At 45.1% G+C, this 18,929-nt stretch carries 19 protein-coding genes and 2 pseudogenes; 18 read left to right on the forward strand and 3 right to left on the reverse strand.

Going from position 1 to position 18,929, the window contains the following annotated elements; genetic code table 11:
* Positions 1-26: 26 nt before the first annotated feature.
* A complete protein-coding gene (locus O9H85_RS30200) occupies positions 27-575 on the reverse strand; it encodes a GbsR/MarR family transcriptional regulator (protein WP_269885120.1) in 549 nt (182 codons plus the stop codon).
* A 330-nt stretch (positions 576-905) separates the two neighbouring features.
* Here O9H85_RS30200 and O9H85_RS30205 point away from each other — a divergent pair, with 330 nt between their 5' ends.
* From O9H85_RS30205 to O9H85_RS30260, 13 genes and pseudogenes are all read left to right on the forward strand, one after another.
* Positions 906-1,718, forward strand: coding sequence for an HAD family hydrolase (locus tag O9H85_RS30205; protein ID WP_269885121.1), 813 nt, complete (start codon positions 906-908; stop codon positions 1,716-1,718).
* Positions 1,719-1,782: 64 nt separating this feature from the next.
* Positions 1,783-1,974, forward strand: a complete 192-nt coding sequence (locus O9H85_RS30210; protein ID WP_333474284.1) for a DMT family transporter — start codon at positions 1,783-1,785, stop codon at positions 1,972-1,974.
* Complete coding sequence (locus O9H85_RS37575) at positions 1,925-2,050, forward strand: DMT family transporter (protein ID WP_333474283.1); 126 nt, start codon at positions 1,925-1,927, stop codon at positions 2,048-2,050. Before O9H85_RS30210 ends, O9H85_RS37575 begins: the two co-directional genes overlap by 50 nt.
* A gap of 39 nt (positions 2,051-2,089) precedes the next feature.
* Entirely contained in the window at positions 2,090-3,166 is a 1,077-nt protein-coding gene (locus O9H85_RS30215) for a putative 2-aminoethylphosphonate ABC transporter substrate-binding protein (RefSeq protein WP_269885122.1), read from the forward strand.
* Between the two features lie 105 nt (positions 3,167-3,271).
* Complete coding sequence (locus O9H85_RS30220; protein WP_269885123.1) at positions 3,272-4,303, forward strand: ABC transporter ATP-binding protein; 1,032 nt, start codon at positions 3,272-3,274, stop codon at positions 4,301-4,303.
* Positions 4,304-4,317: 14 nt separating this feature from the next.
* A complete protein-coding gene (locus O9H85_RS30225) occupies positions 4,318-6,024 on the forward strand; it encodes a putative 2-aminoethylphosphonate ABC transporter permease subunit (protein WP_269885124.1) in 1,707 nt (568 codons plus the stop codon).
* Positions 6,025-6,316: 292 nt separating this feature from the next.
* A pseudogene (locus O9H85_RS30230) lies at positions 6,317-6,841 on the forward strand (DinB family protein).
* A 169-nt stretch (positions 6,842-7,010) separates the two neighbouring features.
* The gene (locus tag O9H85_RS30235) at positions 7,011-8,003 is read left to right on the forward strand and encodes a DUF2167 domain-containing protein (protein ID WP_269885125.1); all 993 of its coding nucleotides are present in this window, start codon (positions 7,011-7,013) and stop codon (positions 8,001-8,003) included.
* 89 nt (positions 8,004-8,092) lie between these two features.
* On the forward strand, positions 8,093-8,524 hold the full coding sequence (locus O9H85_RS30240) for an SRPBCC family protein (protein WP_269885126.1): 432 nt from the start codon (positions 8,093-8,095) through the stop codon (positions 8,522-8,524).
* A gap of 792 nt (positions 8,525-9,316) precedes the next feature.
* Complete coding sequence (locus O9H85_RS30245; protein ID WP_269885127.1) at positions 9,317-9,661, forward strand: YkgJ family cysteine cluster protein; 345 nt, start codon at positions 9,317-9,319, stop codon at positions 9,659-9,661.
* 202 nt (positions 9,662-9,863) lie between these two features.
* On the forward strand, positions 9,864-10,547 hold the full coding sequence (locus O9H85_RS30250; RefSeq protein ID WP_269885128.1) for an HAD family hydrolase: 684 nt from the start codon (positions 9,864-9,866) through the stop codon (positions 10,545-10,547).
* A gap of 210 nt (positions 10,548-10,757) precedes the next feature.
* Positions 10,758-11,300, forward strand: a pseudogene (locus O9H85_RS30255) (alpha/beta fold hydrolase); the annotation flags it as partial.
* Positions 11,301-11,393: 93 nt separating this feature from the next.
* Positions 11,394-11,924, forward strand: a complete 531-nt coding sequence (locus tag O9H85_RS30260) for an AAA family ATPase (RefSeq protein ID WP_269885129.1) — start codon at positions 11,394-11,396, stop codon at positions 11,922-11,924.
* A 114-nt stretch (positions 11,925-12,038) separates the two neighbouring features.
* Here O9H85_RS30260 and O9H85_RS30265 read toward each other — a convergent pair whose 3' ends face one another.
* Positions 12,039-12,605 (reverse strand): manganese efflux pump MntP, encoded by a 567-nt coding sequence (locus O9H85_RS30265; protein ID WP_269885130.1) that lies wholly within the window; start codon positions 12,603-12,605, stop codon positions 12,039-12,041.
* Positions 12,606-12,743: 138 nt separating this feature from the next.
* On the opposite strand from O9H85_RS30265, the gene O9H85_RS30270 reads away from it, so the two are divergent.
* The 5 genes from O9H85_RS30270 to O9H85_RS30290 all read left to right on the forward strand — a co-directional run bounded on the left by O9H85_RS30270 (position 12,744) and on the right by O9H85_RS30290 (position 17,603).
* Positions 12,744-13,304, forward strand: coding sequence for a Chromate resistance protein ChrB (locus O9H85_RS30270; protein WP_269885131.1), 561 nt, complete (start codon positions 12,744-12,746; stop codon positions 13,302-13,304).
* A 771-nt stretch (positions 13,305-14,075) separates the two neighbouring features.
* Positions 14,076-14,243 carry a protein YhfH gene (gene yhfH, locus O9H85_RS30275; protein ID WP_269885132.1) on the forward strand — a complete coding sequence of 56 codons (168 nt, stop codon included), beginning with the start codon at positions 14,076-14,078 and terminating at the stop codon, positions 14,241-14,243.
* A gap of 357 nt (positions 14,244-14,600) precedes the next feature.
* Complete coding sequence (locus O9H85_RS30280; protein WP_269885133.1) at positions 14,601-15,932, forward strand: DRTGG domain-containing protein; 1,332 nt, start codon at positions 14,601-14,603, stop codon at positions 15,930-15,932.
* Positions 15,933-16,071: 139 nt separating this feature from the next.
* Positions 16,072-16,836, forward strand: coding sequence for a hypothetical protein (locus O9H85_RS30285; protein ID WP_269885134.1), 765 nt, complete (start codon positions 16,072-16,074; stop codon positions 16,834-16,836).
* Positions 16,833-17,603 (forward strand): stalk domain-containing protein, encoded by a 771-nt coding sequence (locus tag O9H85_RS30290; protein ID WP_269885135.1) that lies wholly within the window; start codon positions 16,833-16,835, stop codon positions 17,601-17,603. The genes O9H85_RS30285 and O9H85_RS30290 overlap by 4 nt, the downstream gene beginning before the upstream one ends.
* Positions 17,604-17,762: 159 nt before the next feature.
* Here the strand turns inward: O9H85_RS30290 and O9H85_RS30295 are convergent, their stop codons facing one another.
* Complete coding sequence (locus O9H85_RS30295; protein WP_269885136.1) at positions 17,763-18,797, reverse strand: hypothetical protein; 1,035 nt, start codon at positions 18,795-18,797, stop codon at positions 17,763-17,765.
* Positions 18,798-18,929: the final 132 nt, after the last annotated feature.

The following is an 18,929-nucleotide window of genomic DNA, read 5'->3' on the forward strand; positions in this document are numbered from 1 at the left end:
TTTGGAGGCATGTATGTTATGCTCAGTTACGACCCAGGGGGCTGTTTAAAATATTCGCCTCGCTTCAGACCGTCGACAAATTGCTGCAGCCATTCGTAATATCTATTTGCATGACGAAGCTTATGTAAGTCTTGAAGGGCTGCCTGCCGTTCATTGTCCGGTGTCTGTTCATCAAGGATGAGCTCTTTCAGCTCGGGAAGAACATGGTTAATGGCTGATGTCATTACATCGATTTCACGCTGGAGCTTCAGAGTGAAAAAGTTTTGAAACGCAAGAAAAAAGTTTGTCTCTGCCATATACAAATCCTTTCGCTCCTGCTTTTCCTCCAATTTCATGACCATTTGGGATTCCATCAGCGATCGAACCGCATAGCTCATATTGCTTTTGCTCATGTTCATGCGCGTCTTCATATCTTCGAGCGTCATGGGCCGATCTTCAAAAAACATAATCCCGTATAATTGTCCGGACGAATGAGTCGCGCCGTACAAATCCATCGTTTCAGCAATGGCTTCAATCACTTGCTGCCTGATGCGCAGCCTTTGATCCCTTTTCTGATTCTCTGCATTTTGAGACACTAGATTGTTCACATCCCCGTTCGTATCGTTAATCCTCTCTTGTAGTATACAAAATATTTTTAACGGATGCGAGGAGAAGGGGATTTACGTAAAATTTACTTTGGATTAATAGTCTGTTGACACAAGGATAATTCGGTTTAGTGTACAATAAATATTGTACATAATGAAATGAATAGGGTGTTTAGGGGTGAAAACATATAATGTTAAATATAATTTGAACGATATGAAATATTTGGTCCGCTCTCGCAGTCAGAGACATGGGTGTTCCTAGCAGCCATTGCGTTAACCAACTAACAATTAAAATCAGCTTAGATAAACGTGCGGCATGGTATGGGAGTGATTACAATTTATAATTTATGGGTACATGGAAAATGCTTCGCAGTCCGAGGTCTTCTGTTTGACAAGGATGGAACGCTGCTTGAATTTGTCGGACTGTGGGGGGGATGGAGCGAAGCATTGATCCGTCATTTTACCGAGTGCTTTCCGGCTGACACACGACAACTTATTGCCGATCAGTTTCCTGCTTTACTGGGAGCCCATGTTGATTCAAAAGGCCGCATTGTCGATTACGATCGTAACGGTCCGCTGGCGATGGCGTCTACAACCGATTTGCTTTCGGTCTTGGCCTGGCATGGTTACCGGTTAGGTCTGCCGTGGAGCGAAGCGATGACAATCGTTCGAAGGTGTAAGCTGGCAGCGGACGAGGAAATGCAGAAAACCAGGCCCGTTCGCGCCCTCCCCGGCTTAAAGGAATTTCTCGAGCGCTGTCATGCGCTTCAAATTCCTTTGGGCGTAGTGACGGCAGATGATACGGTCGAAGCGGAAAAGCATTTGGATTGGATGGGGATCAGGCAATATTTCCAAGTTGTCATCGGCAATGATCTGGTAGGCACGGGAAAACCCGATCCCGAGATGGTGGAGAAGGCTTGCCGGCAGCTGCGATGTTCTCCTAATGAAGTGGGCGTTATCGGGGATACGAACGGTGATATGAAAATGGGGAGAGCGGCGGGAGCTGCCCTGACCATTGGATTTTGTAATCGAAAGCCGACGGATTCGAAAGATAGCTATCTACTCGATGCGGATGCCCTCATTACTGACTATGCTCAAGTAGGAATCGAAAGATCAACAATGTATGAAGGGTGAGTAAGAAGTGGGTACTATTTTTTTGTTTCTTGCCATCGTATTCGAATTATCGGGTACGCTATCGATGAAAATATCCGGAGGGTTCGCAAAATTGTGGCCGTCCATCCTGATGTTTGTGTTTTACGGTAGCAGCTTCACTTTGCTTAATTTGGCTTTGAAGCATATTGAAGTCAGCGTCGCTTATGCCACATGGTCCGGGAATCGGCATGGTTTTGATTGCGCTGGCAGGGTACTTCTTTTTCCAAGAACAGTTTAATGCTGCGAAGATCTTTTGGATTACGCTTATTGTAATTGGTACCATAGGATTGAATCTAAGTAGTAAGCTGTTATAACTAATAACTACGCATCATGCGTGAAAATGGAGGATAACTATGAAATTTAAATGGAAATCGATCGCAGCTCTATTAGTCGTTACAGGTTTATTGGCGGGATGCGGAAATGGAACGAAAAACGCAACGCAGAATTCTTCGACGACGCCTGCAACCGATAAACCGGCGGAGTTAAATATCTATACGGCAATGGAAGATGAACAGATCAAAACGTATGTCGCGTCCTTCAAGGCCCAGCACCCGAACATTAAGCTTAACTTTGTTCGTGATTCGACAGGGATTATCACAGCTAAGCTGCTTGCAGAGAAAGAAAATCCTCAAGCTGACGTGATCTTTGGTCTGGCGGCAACCAGCCTTCTCGTTATGGATGATCAGAAAATGCTGGAACCATACGCACCTAAAGGTGTTGAGAGGGTTCTGCCGGAATTTAAAGATAAGGCGAATCCGCCGAAATGGGTCGGTATTGACATTTGGGAGACTGCATTTATTGTAAATAAGGTAGAAATGGAAAAAAGGAAATTGCCGATTCCGCAATCGTACGAAGATTTGATTAAGCCGGAATATAAAGGATTGATCGCCATGCCGCATCCGGCATCCTCAGGTACCGGATACTTGACCGTTAACGCGTTCAACCAGCTGTATGGCAAGGATAAAGCATGGTCGTACATGGATAAGCTGCATGAAAATATGATGGTGTATACGCACTCCGGTTCCAAACCTGCGAAAATGGCAGCTTCAGGAGAAGTTCCGATCGGCATCTCTTATGGATACAGCGGCATCCAAGAAAAGAAAAAGGGTGCTCCGGTTGAAGTGATATTCCCGAAAGAAGGATCGGGCTGGGACATGGAAGCGAACGCGCTCGTCAAAAAGAAAGAGATTAAGCCGGAAGCGAAACTGTTCCTAGACTGGGCGATTAGCGATGAGCCGATGAAAGAATACAATAAGAATTATGCTATTTTGAGCGTCAAGCAAGAAGGTGCGAAAATTCCGGAAGGCTACAGCAAAGACCCGGTATCCCAATTAATCAAGGTGGACTTGTACCAAGCTGCCAGAGATCGCGATGCAGTGCTTGCAGACTGGGATAAGAAGTATGGATCGAAGGCGGAGCCGAAAAAATAAATCCAATGATTACGCTGTGTAATATACGAGGGATGCCGATTTTTGGCATCCTTCCTATTTCGTAAGATCCTTTTAGGTAAATTAGCTAAAAGAAGGAGTATCTGTATGAATCAAGGTTACTTATCCGTGCGAAACCTTTCCAAGCGATTTGGGAAGCAAGCTGCACTGCAAGGGATCGAATTAGATATCGATAAGCATGAGTTCATCTGTCTGCTCGGACCAAGCGGTTGCGGCAAGACAACGTTGCTTCGGATCCTTGCGGGGCTGGAAAAAGTCGACCAGGGACAAATAACGATTGCAGGGAGAGACATCACCGCAGAGCCGGCCGGGAAACGGAACTTCGGAATGATGTTCCAATCCTATGCTTTATTCCCTAATTTAACTGTAACCGAGAACATTGCTTATGGACTTCGCAATCGTTTAACCAAATCCCAAATTGCCGATCGTGTAGACGAACTGCTCGAACTAGTGGAACTAGGTGAGCAGCGGAACAAAGTGCCGTCTCAATTGTCGGGAGGCCAGCAGCAGCGGGTTGCTCTCGCACGTGCGCTTGCGTTTTCACCGGATTGCCTGTTGTTGGACGAGCCGTTATCTGCACTTGATGCTAAGGTTCGAGTCAAGCTGCGCCGTGAAATTCTTCGCCTTCACGAGCAATTCGGTATGACCACGATTATGGTCACGCACGATCAGGAAGAAGCTCTGACGATGGCGAGTCGCATCGTTGTCATGAATCAAGCACGGATTATCCAGATCGGTACACCACAAGAAGTGTATGAAAAGCCCAACAGCCCGTTTGTCGCCGATTTTATCGGAGCGATAAGTTTTGTTGAAACGGGGAAGGAAAAGCAGGGAAGTGTACTGGCTATTCGGCCGGAACATGTTCAATTGGTTCGGGAAGATCGAGGAAAGAACAGATATGCGATAGTGAGGGATTTCGAATATCGCGGGGCCTATTATCGGGTATTCGCGGAACTGCTCGATCAGCAGGATCATCCGGTGCAGCAATTCGTTACCATTGATTTGCCTTCTCAGGCGATGTCTAATTTCAATGTTAAGAAAAATCAGAAGCTAATGTTCGACTTGCCGCCCGAACACGTTATTCGGTTTGATTCGACAGCAGGCATCGCGGTGGGATAAGGGGGACTTCTGTTATGGAGTTGTTAAAACGAATTCGTCCTCATTCTAACGCTTGGAGTCAGAAGCTGATCATCCTGGTCATGACGCTGGCGTTAACGATTACGATCCTGCTGCCGCTCGTGGAACTCGCGATGAAAGCCGTAAGTAATCAAGACGGACAATTTATAGGATTGACCAATTTTGCAAAATATTTCTCAACGCCGGCGCTTTCTGCTTCGTTATGGAATTCCCTTAAGGTTTCATCGATCACGACCGTTATTGCAGTGACGCTTGGATTCGGGTTTGCGTTTGCGCTTGAGAGAAGCGCGATTCGAGGAAAATGGTTTTTCCGGGCGGTAGCGTTACTGCCGCTCTTCGCGCCTTCGATGCTCCAAGGATTAGCGTTGATCTATTTATTCGGCAATCAGGGATTGATTTCCACCGGTTTTTTCGGGCGAATCCCGGAATTCCGAATTGAACTGTATGGACCGATCGGGATCATCATATCGGAAATCTTGTATACATTTCCACAAGCATTTCTTATGCTATCGGTTGCGCTTGCGAGTTCGGATTATCGGATATATGAAGCGGCGGAAACTCTGGGGGCCGGGAAATGGCGTAAATTTTGGACCATTACCGTTCCCGGAACTAAATTTGCGCTCCTTAGCTCGATTTTTGTTTGTTTTGTCATGACGTTTACGGATTTTGGGGCGCCCAAAGTTGTTGGAGGGCAGTACAATGTACTTGCGACTGATTTGTTTAAACAAGTCATTGGCCAACAAAATATGCAAATGGGCGCCGCAGTCGGTATACTGCTATTAATTCCTGCTGTCATATCGTTTGTCATAGACCGAATTTCCCAGCGAAAACAAAACGGCCAGCTAAGCGCAAAATCGAGCCCCTATCGAATTGAAGCGAATAAGCTGCGCGACGGAATATTATTTATATTTTGCCTGGTTCTGTCCGTCGCGATTTTGAGTATTATTCTTGTAGCTATCTACGGGTCATTAGTAAAAGTGTGGCCTTACAATTTGGAGATTTCACTCTCTAATTATGATTTTTCAAATATCGCCGGCCAAGGTTCAGACCCATTTGTCAACAGCCTGGTCATTTCGCTTTGTACCGCGGTGATTGGTACCGTAGTAACCTTTTTGTTCGCATATCTCATTGAAAAATCCCGCGGATACCGTTTCTTGCGCACTGCCGCATATTTTCTTTCCATGCTCCCGCTGGCGCTGCCAGGATTGGTACTGGGGCTCATTTACGTATTTTTCTTCAATAATCCGAACCAACCGCTCCACGGGTTGTACGGTACCATATGGATCATCGTCATATGCAACATTGTGCATTTTTACTCGGTTTCGTTTTTAACCATGACCTCCGCTCTCAAGAAGCTTGATAGCGAGTTCGAGGCTGCATCAGAATCGATGAACGTACCGTGGTATCGGACGTTGCTTCGGGTTACGGTACCGATGTCGTTACCGGCGACTTTAGAGATCGCGATGTATTTTTTCATCAATAGCATGGTTACGGTCTCGGCGATCATCTTCTTATATGCACCGGACTTGAAGCCGGCTTCCGTAGCCATTGTCAACTTGGAGGATTCAGGCGATATAGCTCCGGCAGCGGCATTGTCGGTTTTGATTATACTTGCAAACCTGATCGTTCGTACGGCTGTGATGGCGTTGACGCGACCGATGCGTCGTCGGATGGAAGCGTTGCTGGTTCGCAAACAGCAATAAACCAACTTTAAGCAGGTTCCCATGAGGAACCTCAGGATATAGAGAAACCCGGATATGCAGAAAAAATGCTAAAGGTTAGTGGGGTATCCCCTGTAATTGAAAATTTTCCGATAACAACAGCGGTCGAAAGGGGATACCCTACCGGGTACCCGGGCAGATTTCTCTATCTTATGGGTTTCTCGTCAATCTGAGGTTTCCATTGAGAAACCTGTTTTTATTTACAACAGCAAGCATATACATGTTATATTGTTGGAAGAGTACCTCGGGATTAATCATAGAAAGGAGCAGTCATATGAATTTCAATATGAAAGAGGCTATTGAAGTTCTGGAGCGTACGCCGCAAGCTTTGGAATATTTTTTATCCGGTTTATCCGATAGTTGGTTGCAGTGCAATGAAGGCGAAGGGACCTGGAATGTCTCTGAAGTGATTGAGCACCTGATTGAGGGAGAGAAAGTGAATTGGATACCAAGGTTAGAATTTATTCTTCAGGAAGGTGAAAGTAAACCGTTTCCCCCATTTGATCGTTATTCTCACTTAAATGAAAGGTCTGAACGATCGATTGAACAGAAGTTGCTTGAATTCAAAACGATTAGATTACTAAATACGACCAAGCTTAAGACTCTTATCGAACCTGAATTGCATCTTGAATTGACGGGTTCACACCCTGCATTCGGTGTAGTAAAGTAAAGAGAATTGCTTTCAACTTGGGTTGTTCATGATTTAACGCACATGGCTCAAATCGTACGGGTAATGGCCGAGAGATACAGGATGGACGTTGGGCCTTGGAAAGAATATTTAGGTATATTGAAAAAGTGAGATAAAAGGTCAGATCCCGCATTGAATAAAGCGGGTTCTGATCTTTTTTTAACGTTACAGAGCCGCATCAGAATGATTTTTACAATATTTAAATTCCATTTTAGTAAAATAAATGGTAAAATAATACTATTATGTCGAATTTACTCGAAATTAGAGAAGGGGACTATGTATGAATTTGGGGAAAATGCTTCTTACAGCTGTTGTCTTATTCGGTATCATGGAAGGCCAAATCTGGGCGGAAGGGGACAGCGCCAATAACGCCAATAACTCAAAATATCACTGGATCAAGGGCGGTACAACGGTCGATCTTGGCCCCACTTCAACCCTCGATCTGGAGAAGGATTTTGTATTCTTGAATGCGACGGATACGAAGCAATTGCTAACGGACAACCACGATAAGCCAAGCGGCACTGAAATCGGCAGTGTTTATCCAGCCGATCCGAAGCAAAACTGGTCTTTGTTTCTCGAATATCGGGATTCCGGGCATATCAAAGACGATGAGAAGAAAAGCATTGATGCTAATGCTCTCTTGAAAAGCTATCAAGACGGCACAGAGCAACGAAACAAAGATCTCCCTCCTGAAGAGCATTTGCGAATAACGGGTTGGGATGTGAAGCCGTTCTATAATGAAAACACGCATTATCTCACTTGGTCAATTGCCGCTACCGACGCCAAAAACCGTCCGCTTGTTAACTACGACGTACGGATTTTAACTCGAACCGGGTACATATCGGCCATTCTGGTTTCCGACCCAGAGCACCGTGCAGAGGATGAGAAGATTGTTTCTTCGCAAGTACTGAGTGCTTTAAAAATAAAAGCAGGCCAACGTTATGAAGATTTCGATGGAAGCAAAGATAAGGTGTCGCAGTATGGATTAACGGCTCTAATTCTCGGCGGGGCAGGACTGGCGGTTGCCAAAAAGGTTGGATTGTTGGCTGCGCTGTTGGTGTTGCTAAAGAAATTTTGGATTGTGATTGTAGTCGTTCTCGGCGGCGGTTGGCGCTGGCTAAAGGGACGTTTTGCCAGACGCCGTATGTTGGCTGAAGAAGCTTCGACGCAAGCCTCGCAGCAAGTGGCCGCTGCTCTCGATCAGCGAAATCCCGAGGAAGCCCAAGTACAAGTTAATAAGGACACACCGTCAGAAACCAAACAAACTACCTAAAAAGTTAAGATCACATCAAGTATAAGGTAAGCTTAATGGGACATCATGGAATCTGTATGAATCCAATCGGAAGAGGGATGAGTTAGGTTATGAATAACCTTACGAAAGTTAAAATATTAAAACCAGCGAATCAAGTATTTGAAGCCTTCGTCGACCCTTCAAAGATCGGAAATTTTTGGTTCTCATCGAGTTCTGAAAAATGGGAACCGGATAAAACGGTAACATTGAGATATGATGAATACAACGCACAAGTGAATATAAGAGTAATGGAAATCGAAGTAAATAAAAAAATCGTATTCCAGTGGGGCGATGCAGGAAATATTGTTACTATTACGCTTAAAGAGTTGGATCCTTCAAGTACAATCATTGAAGTGAACGAAACAGGTTTTCAAGAAGCCGACGAGGAGTTAATACATAAATTGATAGACAATAAAGAAGGTTGGGTTTTTATGTTGACCTGTTTGAAAGGGTATTTGGAATTTGGCGTTAATCAATTGAGAACAGGATTAGTGAAGGATTGATTTGTTGTAATGTGGAGCAGCAGACTTTAACGAGCGGGCGGCATGATAGCCTGCTCTTTTCATTTTAGTTAACCGGCAAAATCGTGAGACGCCCTTGGACGGCTCTTTTTTTAACGATATAGAAAGTTTAAGTTCGCTAAAGCATTAATGCGGACTGCGACTTTCTGTACCAAGAAAAACTTCCGCCATAAACGGTCTGGCTTCTTTGAACGACTCCGATAAGGAGTTTTTCTTATACCCCTCCTCTCCCCATCGAATAAAAATAAAAACGATCAGACCTATTCACCGACTGTTATTTCGGCACGTCGGCACTCCGTCCCGATCCATGTCCTTAATCGCTGGGATCGCGATTCTAGATACAAGGCAGCCACTCGTTTGTATTGCCCCACAAAAGAGTTGGAGTATCGGCTAGCCCTAAGGGAGGAGTGGAGTATATCGAATATGAGAATTCGTATAATTAGGCATTCAATAATTAAAACTTTAACCTGAATTTGTTAGAAATTTATTAGTATATCCTGAATAAAAACTGAAAATAATAACTTGAATGGCTGCCGGACCAAGATCCATACCGCATTCCATTGATTTTCCTCAAGAGCAATGGTTGGAGAAGTACGCGGCATAGTCTTTGAAAGTTACCTTGTAATTCATCCAATTGACACAAATGGTATATTGACATAGAATATTTTTGCGATAAAATTCAATTTTTTATTATTGAAAACCCTTGAGACGGATGGTATATAGGTATTATGAGTATTTAAACAATAATCCTCCGAATCTTAAGGAGGGGTGTACTTGGAAAGTCTTCCATGTCAAGGCTGCAAGGGAATGTGCTGCGGTCCTGTTCCTGTTTCAGAGCAGGAGCTTAAGAATATAAAGAAGAAAATTAAAATGATGTCTCCTAAAAATCGATTAGAGTTGGAAAATCAGATCAGGTATTATGGTACCTGCATATTTTACGATCAAGTGAATGACAAGTGCGGAATTCATTCGGCAAGACCATCGATATGCCGAGCGTTCGTGTTGTATAAGAATTTGGTTTGTTTTCGCAAACCGGAAGCAGCCGCAGCGGCAAATTGGAATATGAAAGAAGTTTATGCCGGTATATTAAGCAAGGACTTTACTTGGAAGGATTTCTGACTCTAGCCTGCGCTCGTTAGCTACCGGGTATTAGGTGTGAAGCTATAAAACTGTGGCTTGACTGCTTATCGTCGCTGGACTCAAGCGTAAATATGAATGTTATGGGCAGGGTGCCGTACCCTGCTCGTTTTATTGTGTTATATGGAGGGAAAACCATTATCACCCAGAATAGTTATACTAATCATGGTAGGGGGTGAACACATTGGATCATAAGGCCGTTTTTTTTGATTTGTACGAGACATTGATTTCGGAATATGAGAATGGGTACAGGAAGGCTCCGCGTTCAACCTACGTAATCGAGCAGCTTGGAATGGATTCGAAATTATTTGATAGCGAATGGAGTAAAAGACAAGAAAAAAGAATGGACGGGACCTATCCTGATTTTCCTTCTGTAGTACGGGAAATATTCAGTCACCTTGGTTTTGAAGTTAACGATGAAATCGTTGACACATTACATAGAGAACGTATACTGTCCAAATCTATACCTTTTAATCCTATTGATTACGATATTTTGAAGATGCTGGAGCAAATTAAAGGGGTTGGAATGAAAACTTGTCTGATCAGCAATTGTACGCCCGAAGAAGTGACAGCGTGGCATACTTCCGCATTAGCCCCCTACTTCGATGATGCAATTTTTTCTTATGAGGTTAAAGCGGCAAAACCCAATCCTTTAATATATCACTTGGCTTGCGAAAGAATGGGCGTTTCCCCATTCGAATCCGTATTTATAGGCGATGGGGGCTCCAATGAGCTGGAAGGGGCGGCAACAGTAGGAATGTCCGTCTACCACGCTACATGGTTTATTCCGCCATTCATTAGTGAAAAAATTACCGGCTACTTCAAACTGACAAAACCGTCCGAATTCATTGCGTTATTAAAAGGTTAAGTTAAATTCCATCAAAGCTGACGCGCGGCAGTGGGGGAGGATACTATGCCATACATCCAAATAAAAGATTTAGACATGTTTTATGAAAAAATGGGTATCGGTGAGCCCATCCTATTTCTACATAGCGGTTACTCAAGAGGGATATTGGCCTTTGCGTGTCAAATGCTTGATTTTCAAAAGAACTATACTTGTTATTAACCGGATTTCAGAGGCCATGGGAGAACCAGATGCGATAGCCTGGAATGGAGCACGCCTCAGCTTGTAGAGGATACATTAGGATTTATGGATGCGCTCAACATTTCAAAGGCACATATTATTGGCTATAGTTTGGGGGCGAATGTTGGATTGTATTGTGCAGTAGATCATCCAGAACGAATTGCTACCCTGACTACAATAGGAACCGCCGGATTTGCTGACCCAACGGGTGTGGAGAAATTTGAGCCGGAATGGTTATTAGAACACGGGAAGCAAGATATCATTAATCAAATGGTTGAAAGACACGAGGAGGCACACAGAGGTAATTGGCAAGAGCATATGCGGTTGGTAGCAAAGGATTGGCGTCTGTATCCTCAACTTAAGGAAGTGCAGCTTAGCAGCATTCGTTGTCCCTCCTTATTTATTACCGGAGAGCATGATCCGTTTGTCGGAGAAGAGAGAATAAAATATTTGAGTTCTCTGGTTGAAGGTTCACGTTACCTTGTCGTTCAAGGCGGCAGTCACAGACCTCATATGCTTAGAGAGCATCCGGTGTAGGTCAATGATTCAATACTTGATTTTATAAGCTTACATCCTTTATCACGTTATTAAATTCTCTCGTAAGCTAGTTAAACGATAGGGGGAGTTTCTATGTTTTTTCTTCAAATGTCGGGGTATCCCGGTTCGGGAAAATCTACTTTGGCCCGGGCGATTTCCAAAAACACAGGTGCGGTTGTAATTGACCATGATATTGTCAAATCCGCATTATTAGAATCTTCGGAATCCGTTATTGACCCCAAAGTCGCGGGCAAAATATCCTACACGATCGACTGGGCCTTAGCCGACTTTCATCTTTCACAAGGTCATAGTGTTATTTTTGATAGCCCGTGCATGTACACGGAGATGCTGGAGAAAGGAACGAGGCTGTCGGAGAAATATCATGCGAAATATAAATATGTCGAATGCTTTCTCAATGATTTATATGAAGTAGATAGGAGGCTGAAGACACGAGAGCGAATGAGAAGCCAAGTTTCCGAAGTGCCTTCTGAAGTGTTACATACGTTCAAACTTTCGATTGATAACAGCAAGAGCAAAAGACCGTCCGCTCCTTATTTGATCGTGGATACGGCACAATCTTTGGATCGTTACTTTGACGAAGTGATGGCTTACATGAACGAATAGATCATTCGGAAAGAGGCTCCAAAAAATGGATCGGAGCACGGAATGGACGGGGGCGGAACGCATACGAGAGTGGAACCCGCATTCTCCCCCGTGACCGGGGCGTGAACTGCAGAGCTAGCCGCCAGATATCATTCCTAGCACGGCTTCCCCCAATATCCATAGACCGAGAAGGCCCAGTACCGTACCCGCCAGCTTCTCGGACCATTCCCCCAGAAGCGGCTTCAGCTTCGCCCCAAAGGCAAGACCGATCGAAGTAAACACAAAAGCTTGAACAGCGATCAATACGATGGTCAATGCAATCGGAACACCGATGAGTCCAATGGAGAAACCGACCGCCAGTTCGTCCAGGGAAATGCTGAGCGCCGTTACTAATAACGTCCATCCGACCAGATTCCGTTCCAATTTTTCTTCTTCCTCCTCTTCATCCTCGAAGAAGATCAACCATACGGCAACCGCCAAGAGTAAAATTCCACCGACGATAGAAGACCAATGGCCCATCAACTGTCCTGAGCTGTTCCCGATGAGCAGCCCGATCAGAGGCATTAGGGCCTCTGCACAAGCAAACACAAGTGCAATTTTTAGCTTCCCTTTTGTTTTTACGAAGCCTAGGGACATGGAGATAAGAAGCGTATCCATCCCTAACGTTAGAATTAAAACAATCATCTTCATGGCTGCTGCCATTCGTCACCGCTCCTATAGTCAAAAATGAAACACCTGATTCAAAAATATCACGAGATAAGGGAATGTGCAACAGTTGTTGCGTATTTTTTTAAGAAGAATTAAACTAATAAGCAAAACAATGCGAATGGAGAACGATGTATGAACCACGATTCGTCCTGGCTCTTGTTTTCATATCGGGTCCCGTCCGATCCTTCGACGCTGCGGGTGCGGATTTGGCGCACTCTGAAATCAATGGGAGTTTTGTATATCCAGCAATCTGTTTGTTTAGCTCCCCTAACCCCGGAGGTTAAAAAGAAACTGCAGCAAATACAACAAGTGATCGAAGAGAGCGACGGGGAGTCTTTATTGTTGGAGGTGAGCCAATTCTCGGAAACCTCAACGGAAGAGTTGGTCGAAATGTTTAATAAGCAGCGATCGGTTGAATATAACGAATTTCTTGGCGGATGCAGCTTATTTTTAAGAGAAATCGAGACGGAATCGGAGAAAGGCAACTTTACATTTAATGAGGTTGAGGAGAATGAAGCCGATCTGGTCAAATTGAAACGATGGCACAGGAAAATTTTAAAAAGGGATTTTTTCAATTGCGCCCTTCATTCACAAGCCTTGGATCAGCTTGGTCTGTGTGAGAGCGTGCTTAATGAGTTTACCCATAAGGTATACCTGCTTGAAGGGAAGGCGGAGGGGGAAATCATCCAATGAGATTTGCGTAACGGAAGCTGAAAGAGGGAAATTGGTGAATAGCTTATTATGAAACGAATCAAGGAGGGGCAGGCTGCCCCTCCTTGATTCGTTTCATGCATTACAGCAAAGAATGCATCGCGGGAGAAAAGGACCTTTTTAAAAGCATGAAAATGATGCGATTTCTCTAAAACCCAGCACAAGGGGCAACCATATTCTACCAGTCCACCAAAAACCTGTGACCGTAGCACGTCCGACTGAAGTTGGATAAAACCAGAAGCGATTTCTATTAATCAGCCATATAAAAGTGTATCTATACAAGCAGCGAGAAATAGTGAAAGGACTAACTATATAAGCAGGAATTGGAGGTTCAAAAAATGGAGGGGGAAAAGGAGGGGCCTGATATCCGGCCGCTCCAAGTGGCGGTCCAGGTGGAGATATAAATGCCATCGGATTTCACTCCTGTTCTAAAATAGGCTAATGCAATATATGTGGCTATGAATGCTTCGGATTGGGCTGATACCATAACAGGATCGAGTAGGCCATTATAGATATCGGAAAAGTGAGCTAATCGTGATGGTCCAAAGGGCCGCCATTTTTTTGAAAAAGTGTAATACAAGAAATATTATTTATTATATATAACAAAAGAATATCGCATGGATAATAATTATAAAATAATTTAAATTATATATAATAATAAAATAATGTTGTTTTAAAAATATAACTGTTATATAATAATGAAAAACGATGAGGAATATATATGGAACAATTTATTGGGGAGGAGGGATAAAAATGCTTTTGAAATCAACGCAATTTTGGGAGACATTGGAGCCGAAATGCTGTACCGCCTGCGGCGAGAAACTGGAAGAGCTGGCCGATTGTTATCGCAGTGTATGCGATCAATGCACAGAAACAACATTTTATCCGATCGCTGATTTTAAAAAAGTAAACAATCGATAGGAGGCAACGGCGAATGAGAAGCAATGCATTACCTGTAGAAAGGAATGTTATCCCAACGGGCTACACTTATTGTCAACAGTCAACGCGAATTTACAATAAAGTAAATGATTTCACGGCGTCGGAACTGAGTGAATGCGGTGCTACGGTTTTCTATGAGCTGTCCCCGATTTACATGTCATTATATTTCGCTTTTACCCCGGGAATCGAAATCGAATAACGAGTCCAAATATGAAGGCGCCGGCTGACCAGCTTGCGCTTTTTTGTTTGCATTCCGATTCCTCGACAGCCTGTAGTTTTTTATACTGTTGTTATATAATTAATGAAAACAGTATATAACAGTTTAGTCGAGGTGCTGCTATGAATCATGGAAAAGACGCACTGCATACGAAGCATGAACAAATCATTCAATATATTCAAGCATTAAATATTGGGGACAGGTTGTCCGTAAGGCAAATTTCGCAAGATTTGGAAGTCAGCGAAGGGACGGCTTACCGTGCGATTAAAGAAGCTGAAAGTCTCGGCATTGTCAGCACCAAAAGAAGGATCGGAACCATTCGAGTCGAGAAAAAGGAAGAGCAGCAATTTGATAAATTAACATTCGCCGAGATTGTCAATATCGTTGAAGGAACGGTTTTGGGCGGATCCGGCGGGTTGAATAAAACGTTAAACAAGTTTGTCATTGGCGCTATGCAGTTCGAAGCGATGCTGAAGTATATCGAACCGGGAAATCTGCTGATAGTCGGAAATCGGGTTCAGGCCCATATGTGCGCTCTCGGGCAAGGTGCGGGCATCCTTATTACCGGGGGATTTGATACGACTTCGGATGTTAAGGAACTGGCTGACGAGCTGGAGCTGCCGATCATCAGCTGCAGCTATGATACATTCTCGGTAGCCTCCATGATTAATCGGGCGATAGAAGATCGGCTGATTAAGAAGCAAATCATGTTAGTCGAGGATGTTGTCCGTCAAGACGCAACGGTTTACTCGCTTACTGAAAGCAGCACGGTAAAGGACATGCAGAAGCTGGTGGAGGAAACGAAGCATACCCGCTTCCCTGTCGTTGACGCAGACAATATTCCAGTCGGCATTGTTACCGCTAAAGACGTCATGGGAGCCGCACAGCATCAGCTTATCGAGTCTTTTATGACGAAGAATCCGATATTGATCAGCTTGAAAGCGACCATCGCTTCTGCCGGACATACGATGATTTGGGAAGGGATTGAACTGCTGCCTGTCGTTGATCATGAACGTAGAATGGTAGGAGTCATCAGCCGCAAGGACGTTATGGTGGCAATGCAGTACATGCAAAAGCAGCCTCAGAACGGAGAAACCTTCGAGGTTCAGATCTGGTCGGGCATGGAAGAAATCCGCAATAAAGACGGAAGTCTGTTGTTCAAAGGTACGATTACCCCTCAGATGACGAATTTTGAGGGTCTGGTATCCGAAGGCGTGCTATGCACGATAATGACTCGAGCGGCTTACTATACGGTTAAAGAATATCAAAAGGGAGATTTGATTCTGGACAGCGCGTCCAATTATTTCCTTGTTCCGCTGCAAATCGATGACGAGATCGAGATTATTCCCACCATTATCGAATTAAGCCGCAGGTTCTGCAAGATCGATATTGAAGTTACATGCAGAGGTACACGCATGGCCAGGTCCATGTTTACAGCAAGAGTGCTCAAATAACCGGGGACCGTCGATAGGGGGTACCGCACAAAGAGCCGTCCGGACATCCGGACGATTTCTCTTAGGGGGATTGAATTTGTTATATCAGTGGGACGAGCATTTATCCATGCCTCGATTTCAACGATGAGGCATAGCCAGAATGATGTATGCTTCCGTTGTTCTCATGATTTTGCTGTCTATCTTTCTAATTACATACCTATCGGCAACCTCCTACCATTCCATTCTAATGGAAACCATTACATCACGCGCCACGACGACGCTCGAGCTTGTGTCCGCTTCCGTGGACAATGATATAGGCCGCATCAAGAAGACGATCACCTCGATCCTTGATGATCGAGAAGTCAGCGCCAGTATGTCTCAAATTCGCATCAGCGGAATCACCCCATCAGACAATTCCTATACGCAGCAATTGGATCGGCAATTATCGGGTTATTTCCACAACTACGCCTCCGATTTGGTTTCGGTAGCCTTTTTTTATAAAAACGAAGGCGTTTATTATTACCGGAGTACGCTAGATGTAAAGGAAAAAGTAATTCGAGAATCGCCTTGGTACAGGCAGACGCTCGACGCTAAAAATGAGGTGCAATTATTCAGCGGTCAAGACGACGGGATCATGGCGGGTACGGGCAGCTCGACCATTACGGCTGCGATTTCTCCAGCGGGCAATCCGTTATATGAGGGGATCGATATGATTGTATTTGTATTTACGGATCGCACGCTGCAGCAGCATTTGCAGTCGCAAGTATCGAAGTCCGGTGAACTGCTTGTCTTAAATGAAAACGCTTCCTTCAAAATATCCGGAAATCAGAATCAGGATAAGAGGGGAGTTTTCGAAGACAGATTCATCTCTACGGAATCCAGCCATGGAACGGGTTCGAGGAATTTATCCGGCAAAGAGTATTGAACCGGGACGGCCAGCGCGGCGAATGGAATGACGGCGGCATCACCTATGACAAGCTGGTTTTCCCGGCGGCCGGCAGGGTAGCGGATGATCCTTACGGTCTTGGCTTCTCAGGCCTGGCTTATATCGACAAGGGCGTGAAAATGCTGGCTCTGGCGGACAATAAGAACGGCCCGTATTATTCGCCCACTTACGAGAATGTGGCCAGCGCCAAGTATCCTTTAAGCCGCCTGATTTACTTTAACGCCAATAAGGAGCCGGGCAAGCCTCTGAACCCCGTGCTTGAGGAGTTCCTGAAATTCATCCTTAGTAAAGAAGGACAGCAGCAGGTGTTAAAGCACGCCATTTATATGCCGCTGCGTGCCGAGCAGGCAAGCGATAGCCTCGCCATACTGACCGGTGTACCGGAAGTGAAAGTCGTTATGAATAATAAGGAACAAAGCTTTGTTCAGGCTCCAGTCATTAAAGACGGCAATACGCTGGTGCCGTTAGGGGACATCTTTGAAAAGCTGGGAGCCACGGTTACATGGGATAGCGGCAAAAGATCCGTTACTGCAATAAACGGGAGTACGAAGCTTCAATTCACGCTAGGGGCTGCAAAGGCAATCGTCAACGGGGCGGAACGACCGCTTGAGGTTCCGGTCCAAATCGTAAGAAATCCGTCCGGCATCAACAGTACGATGGTTCCGCTCAGATTCGTATGTGAGGCGCTTGGCGCGAAGGTGACTTGGGATAAAGCAGCCAAAGCGGTTACGATTCAAACTCAATGATAGATCGCGAAAAGGAGCTTGCCGTCAATATTGAAGTTATCCCTTTCAAGTAGACACTAATTTAAAACCGCTATTGTGCAACCTTAGTTCGAAATTTTACCGGACTAAGGTTGTTTATCTTTTCTTAAAACGCTCATGGTTATAAAAACGGATGTACGACTATACAATACCTGGATTGGCTAACAGGATGGCTTCGGCGGTTTCCCAGACATTCGGTAAGAAGTGAATGACGTCTTCGGCGCGACGAATAAGTGAGTCGGATGAGGTGATTCCGAGGTCGGCGACGATGGCGTCAAAGGCCGGAGCGAGTTCAAGCTGCTGATCGGGGGCGTCTGCAGCCAGAATCTTGTGGCAACGGGCAAAGGTCGCAACGATCCAGAAAAGTGCTTCGCGGTGATAGCCGGTCCGGATGAGTTCTCGACTTCCGTCGATTGCAATCGGCCGCGCTGTGGTTGTGATGTCGGTGCTAAAGAAGAATGGAGTCCTGGCCTTTGCCGTTGCAACGTCGAATGTTCGTGCAAGTTGGTCGAGATGATATTCGACGTCGCGGGGAGTCAAATGATTACAATCGAGCAGCCTTAGTAAATCCGGATAGAAGTCGATGCGGCCGTACTCCTTAAGTACGTTGCGGGCGGCGAGGTAGCGGAGCCGCACAGTGGGGTTGCGAAGCGCCGCCACGAGAAGGACATGTGTGGTTACGCCGGTCGAAAACAGCCATGCCATGATCTGGTCGTGCCGTGGCGCAGAAATATCGATTGACCGCAGCCCGTTCTCAATCTTCTGCCGGGCGTTCTCGCAGCGGCGACGAACCCATACCCTTTCGGCAAAGTGGCGCGAGACCTCTGTTTGCATTCTACGCAACTGTCCTGTGGGGTCCGCAATGATTGTATCCACGCGGAAGCTGCCTGCAAGGTGATAGGACGTCAATACCTCCTCGATAGAAGCAAGCTGGTTCCATGACAGATACGTGATCTCAATCAACGTATCACGGTAGACGAACTTCCCAAGCTTGAGCGGAGGTTCCGCTTGTTCGGTAACGACCACAACATCGATATCGGAAGCCTCAGACATTTCCAAGTCATCAGGCAGCCCTATCGTCGAGCCGCTGAAATACGCCCCCATGAACCATTCTTCCGTACTAGCGTTCTGCAAAACCCACTCTGCCGCTGCAGCTCGAGCAGTTCCAACTCTCATGGATTTTCCTCCTTCATATTCGACGAGGGAATTACCTCTACGGAAAAGTTTGAATCCTTATTATACATCTTTATATAAATATTGGTAGTCTGTTTATTTTCTGAAAAATGTTTTATGATATGAGTATAAGAC

This window comes from Paenibacillus gyeongsangnamensis, from assembly GCF_027533625.1.
Classification (GTDB): Bacteria; Bacillota; Bacilli; order Paenibacillales; family NBRC-103111; genus Paenibacillus_G; species Paenibacillus_G gyeongsangnamensis.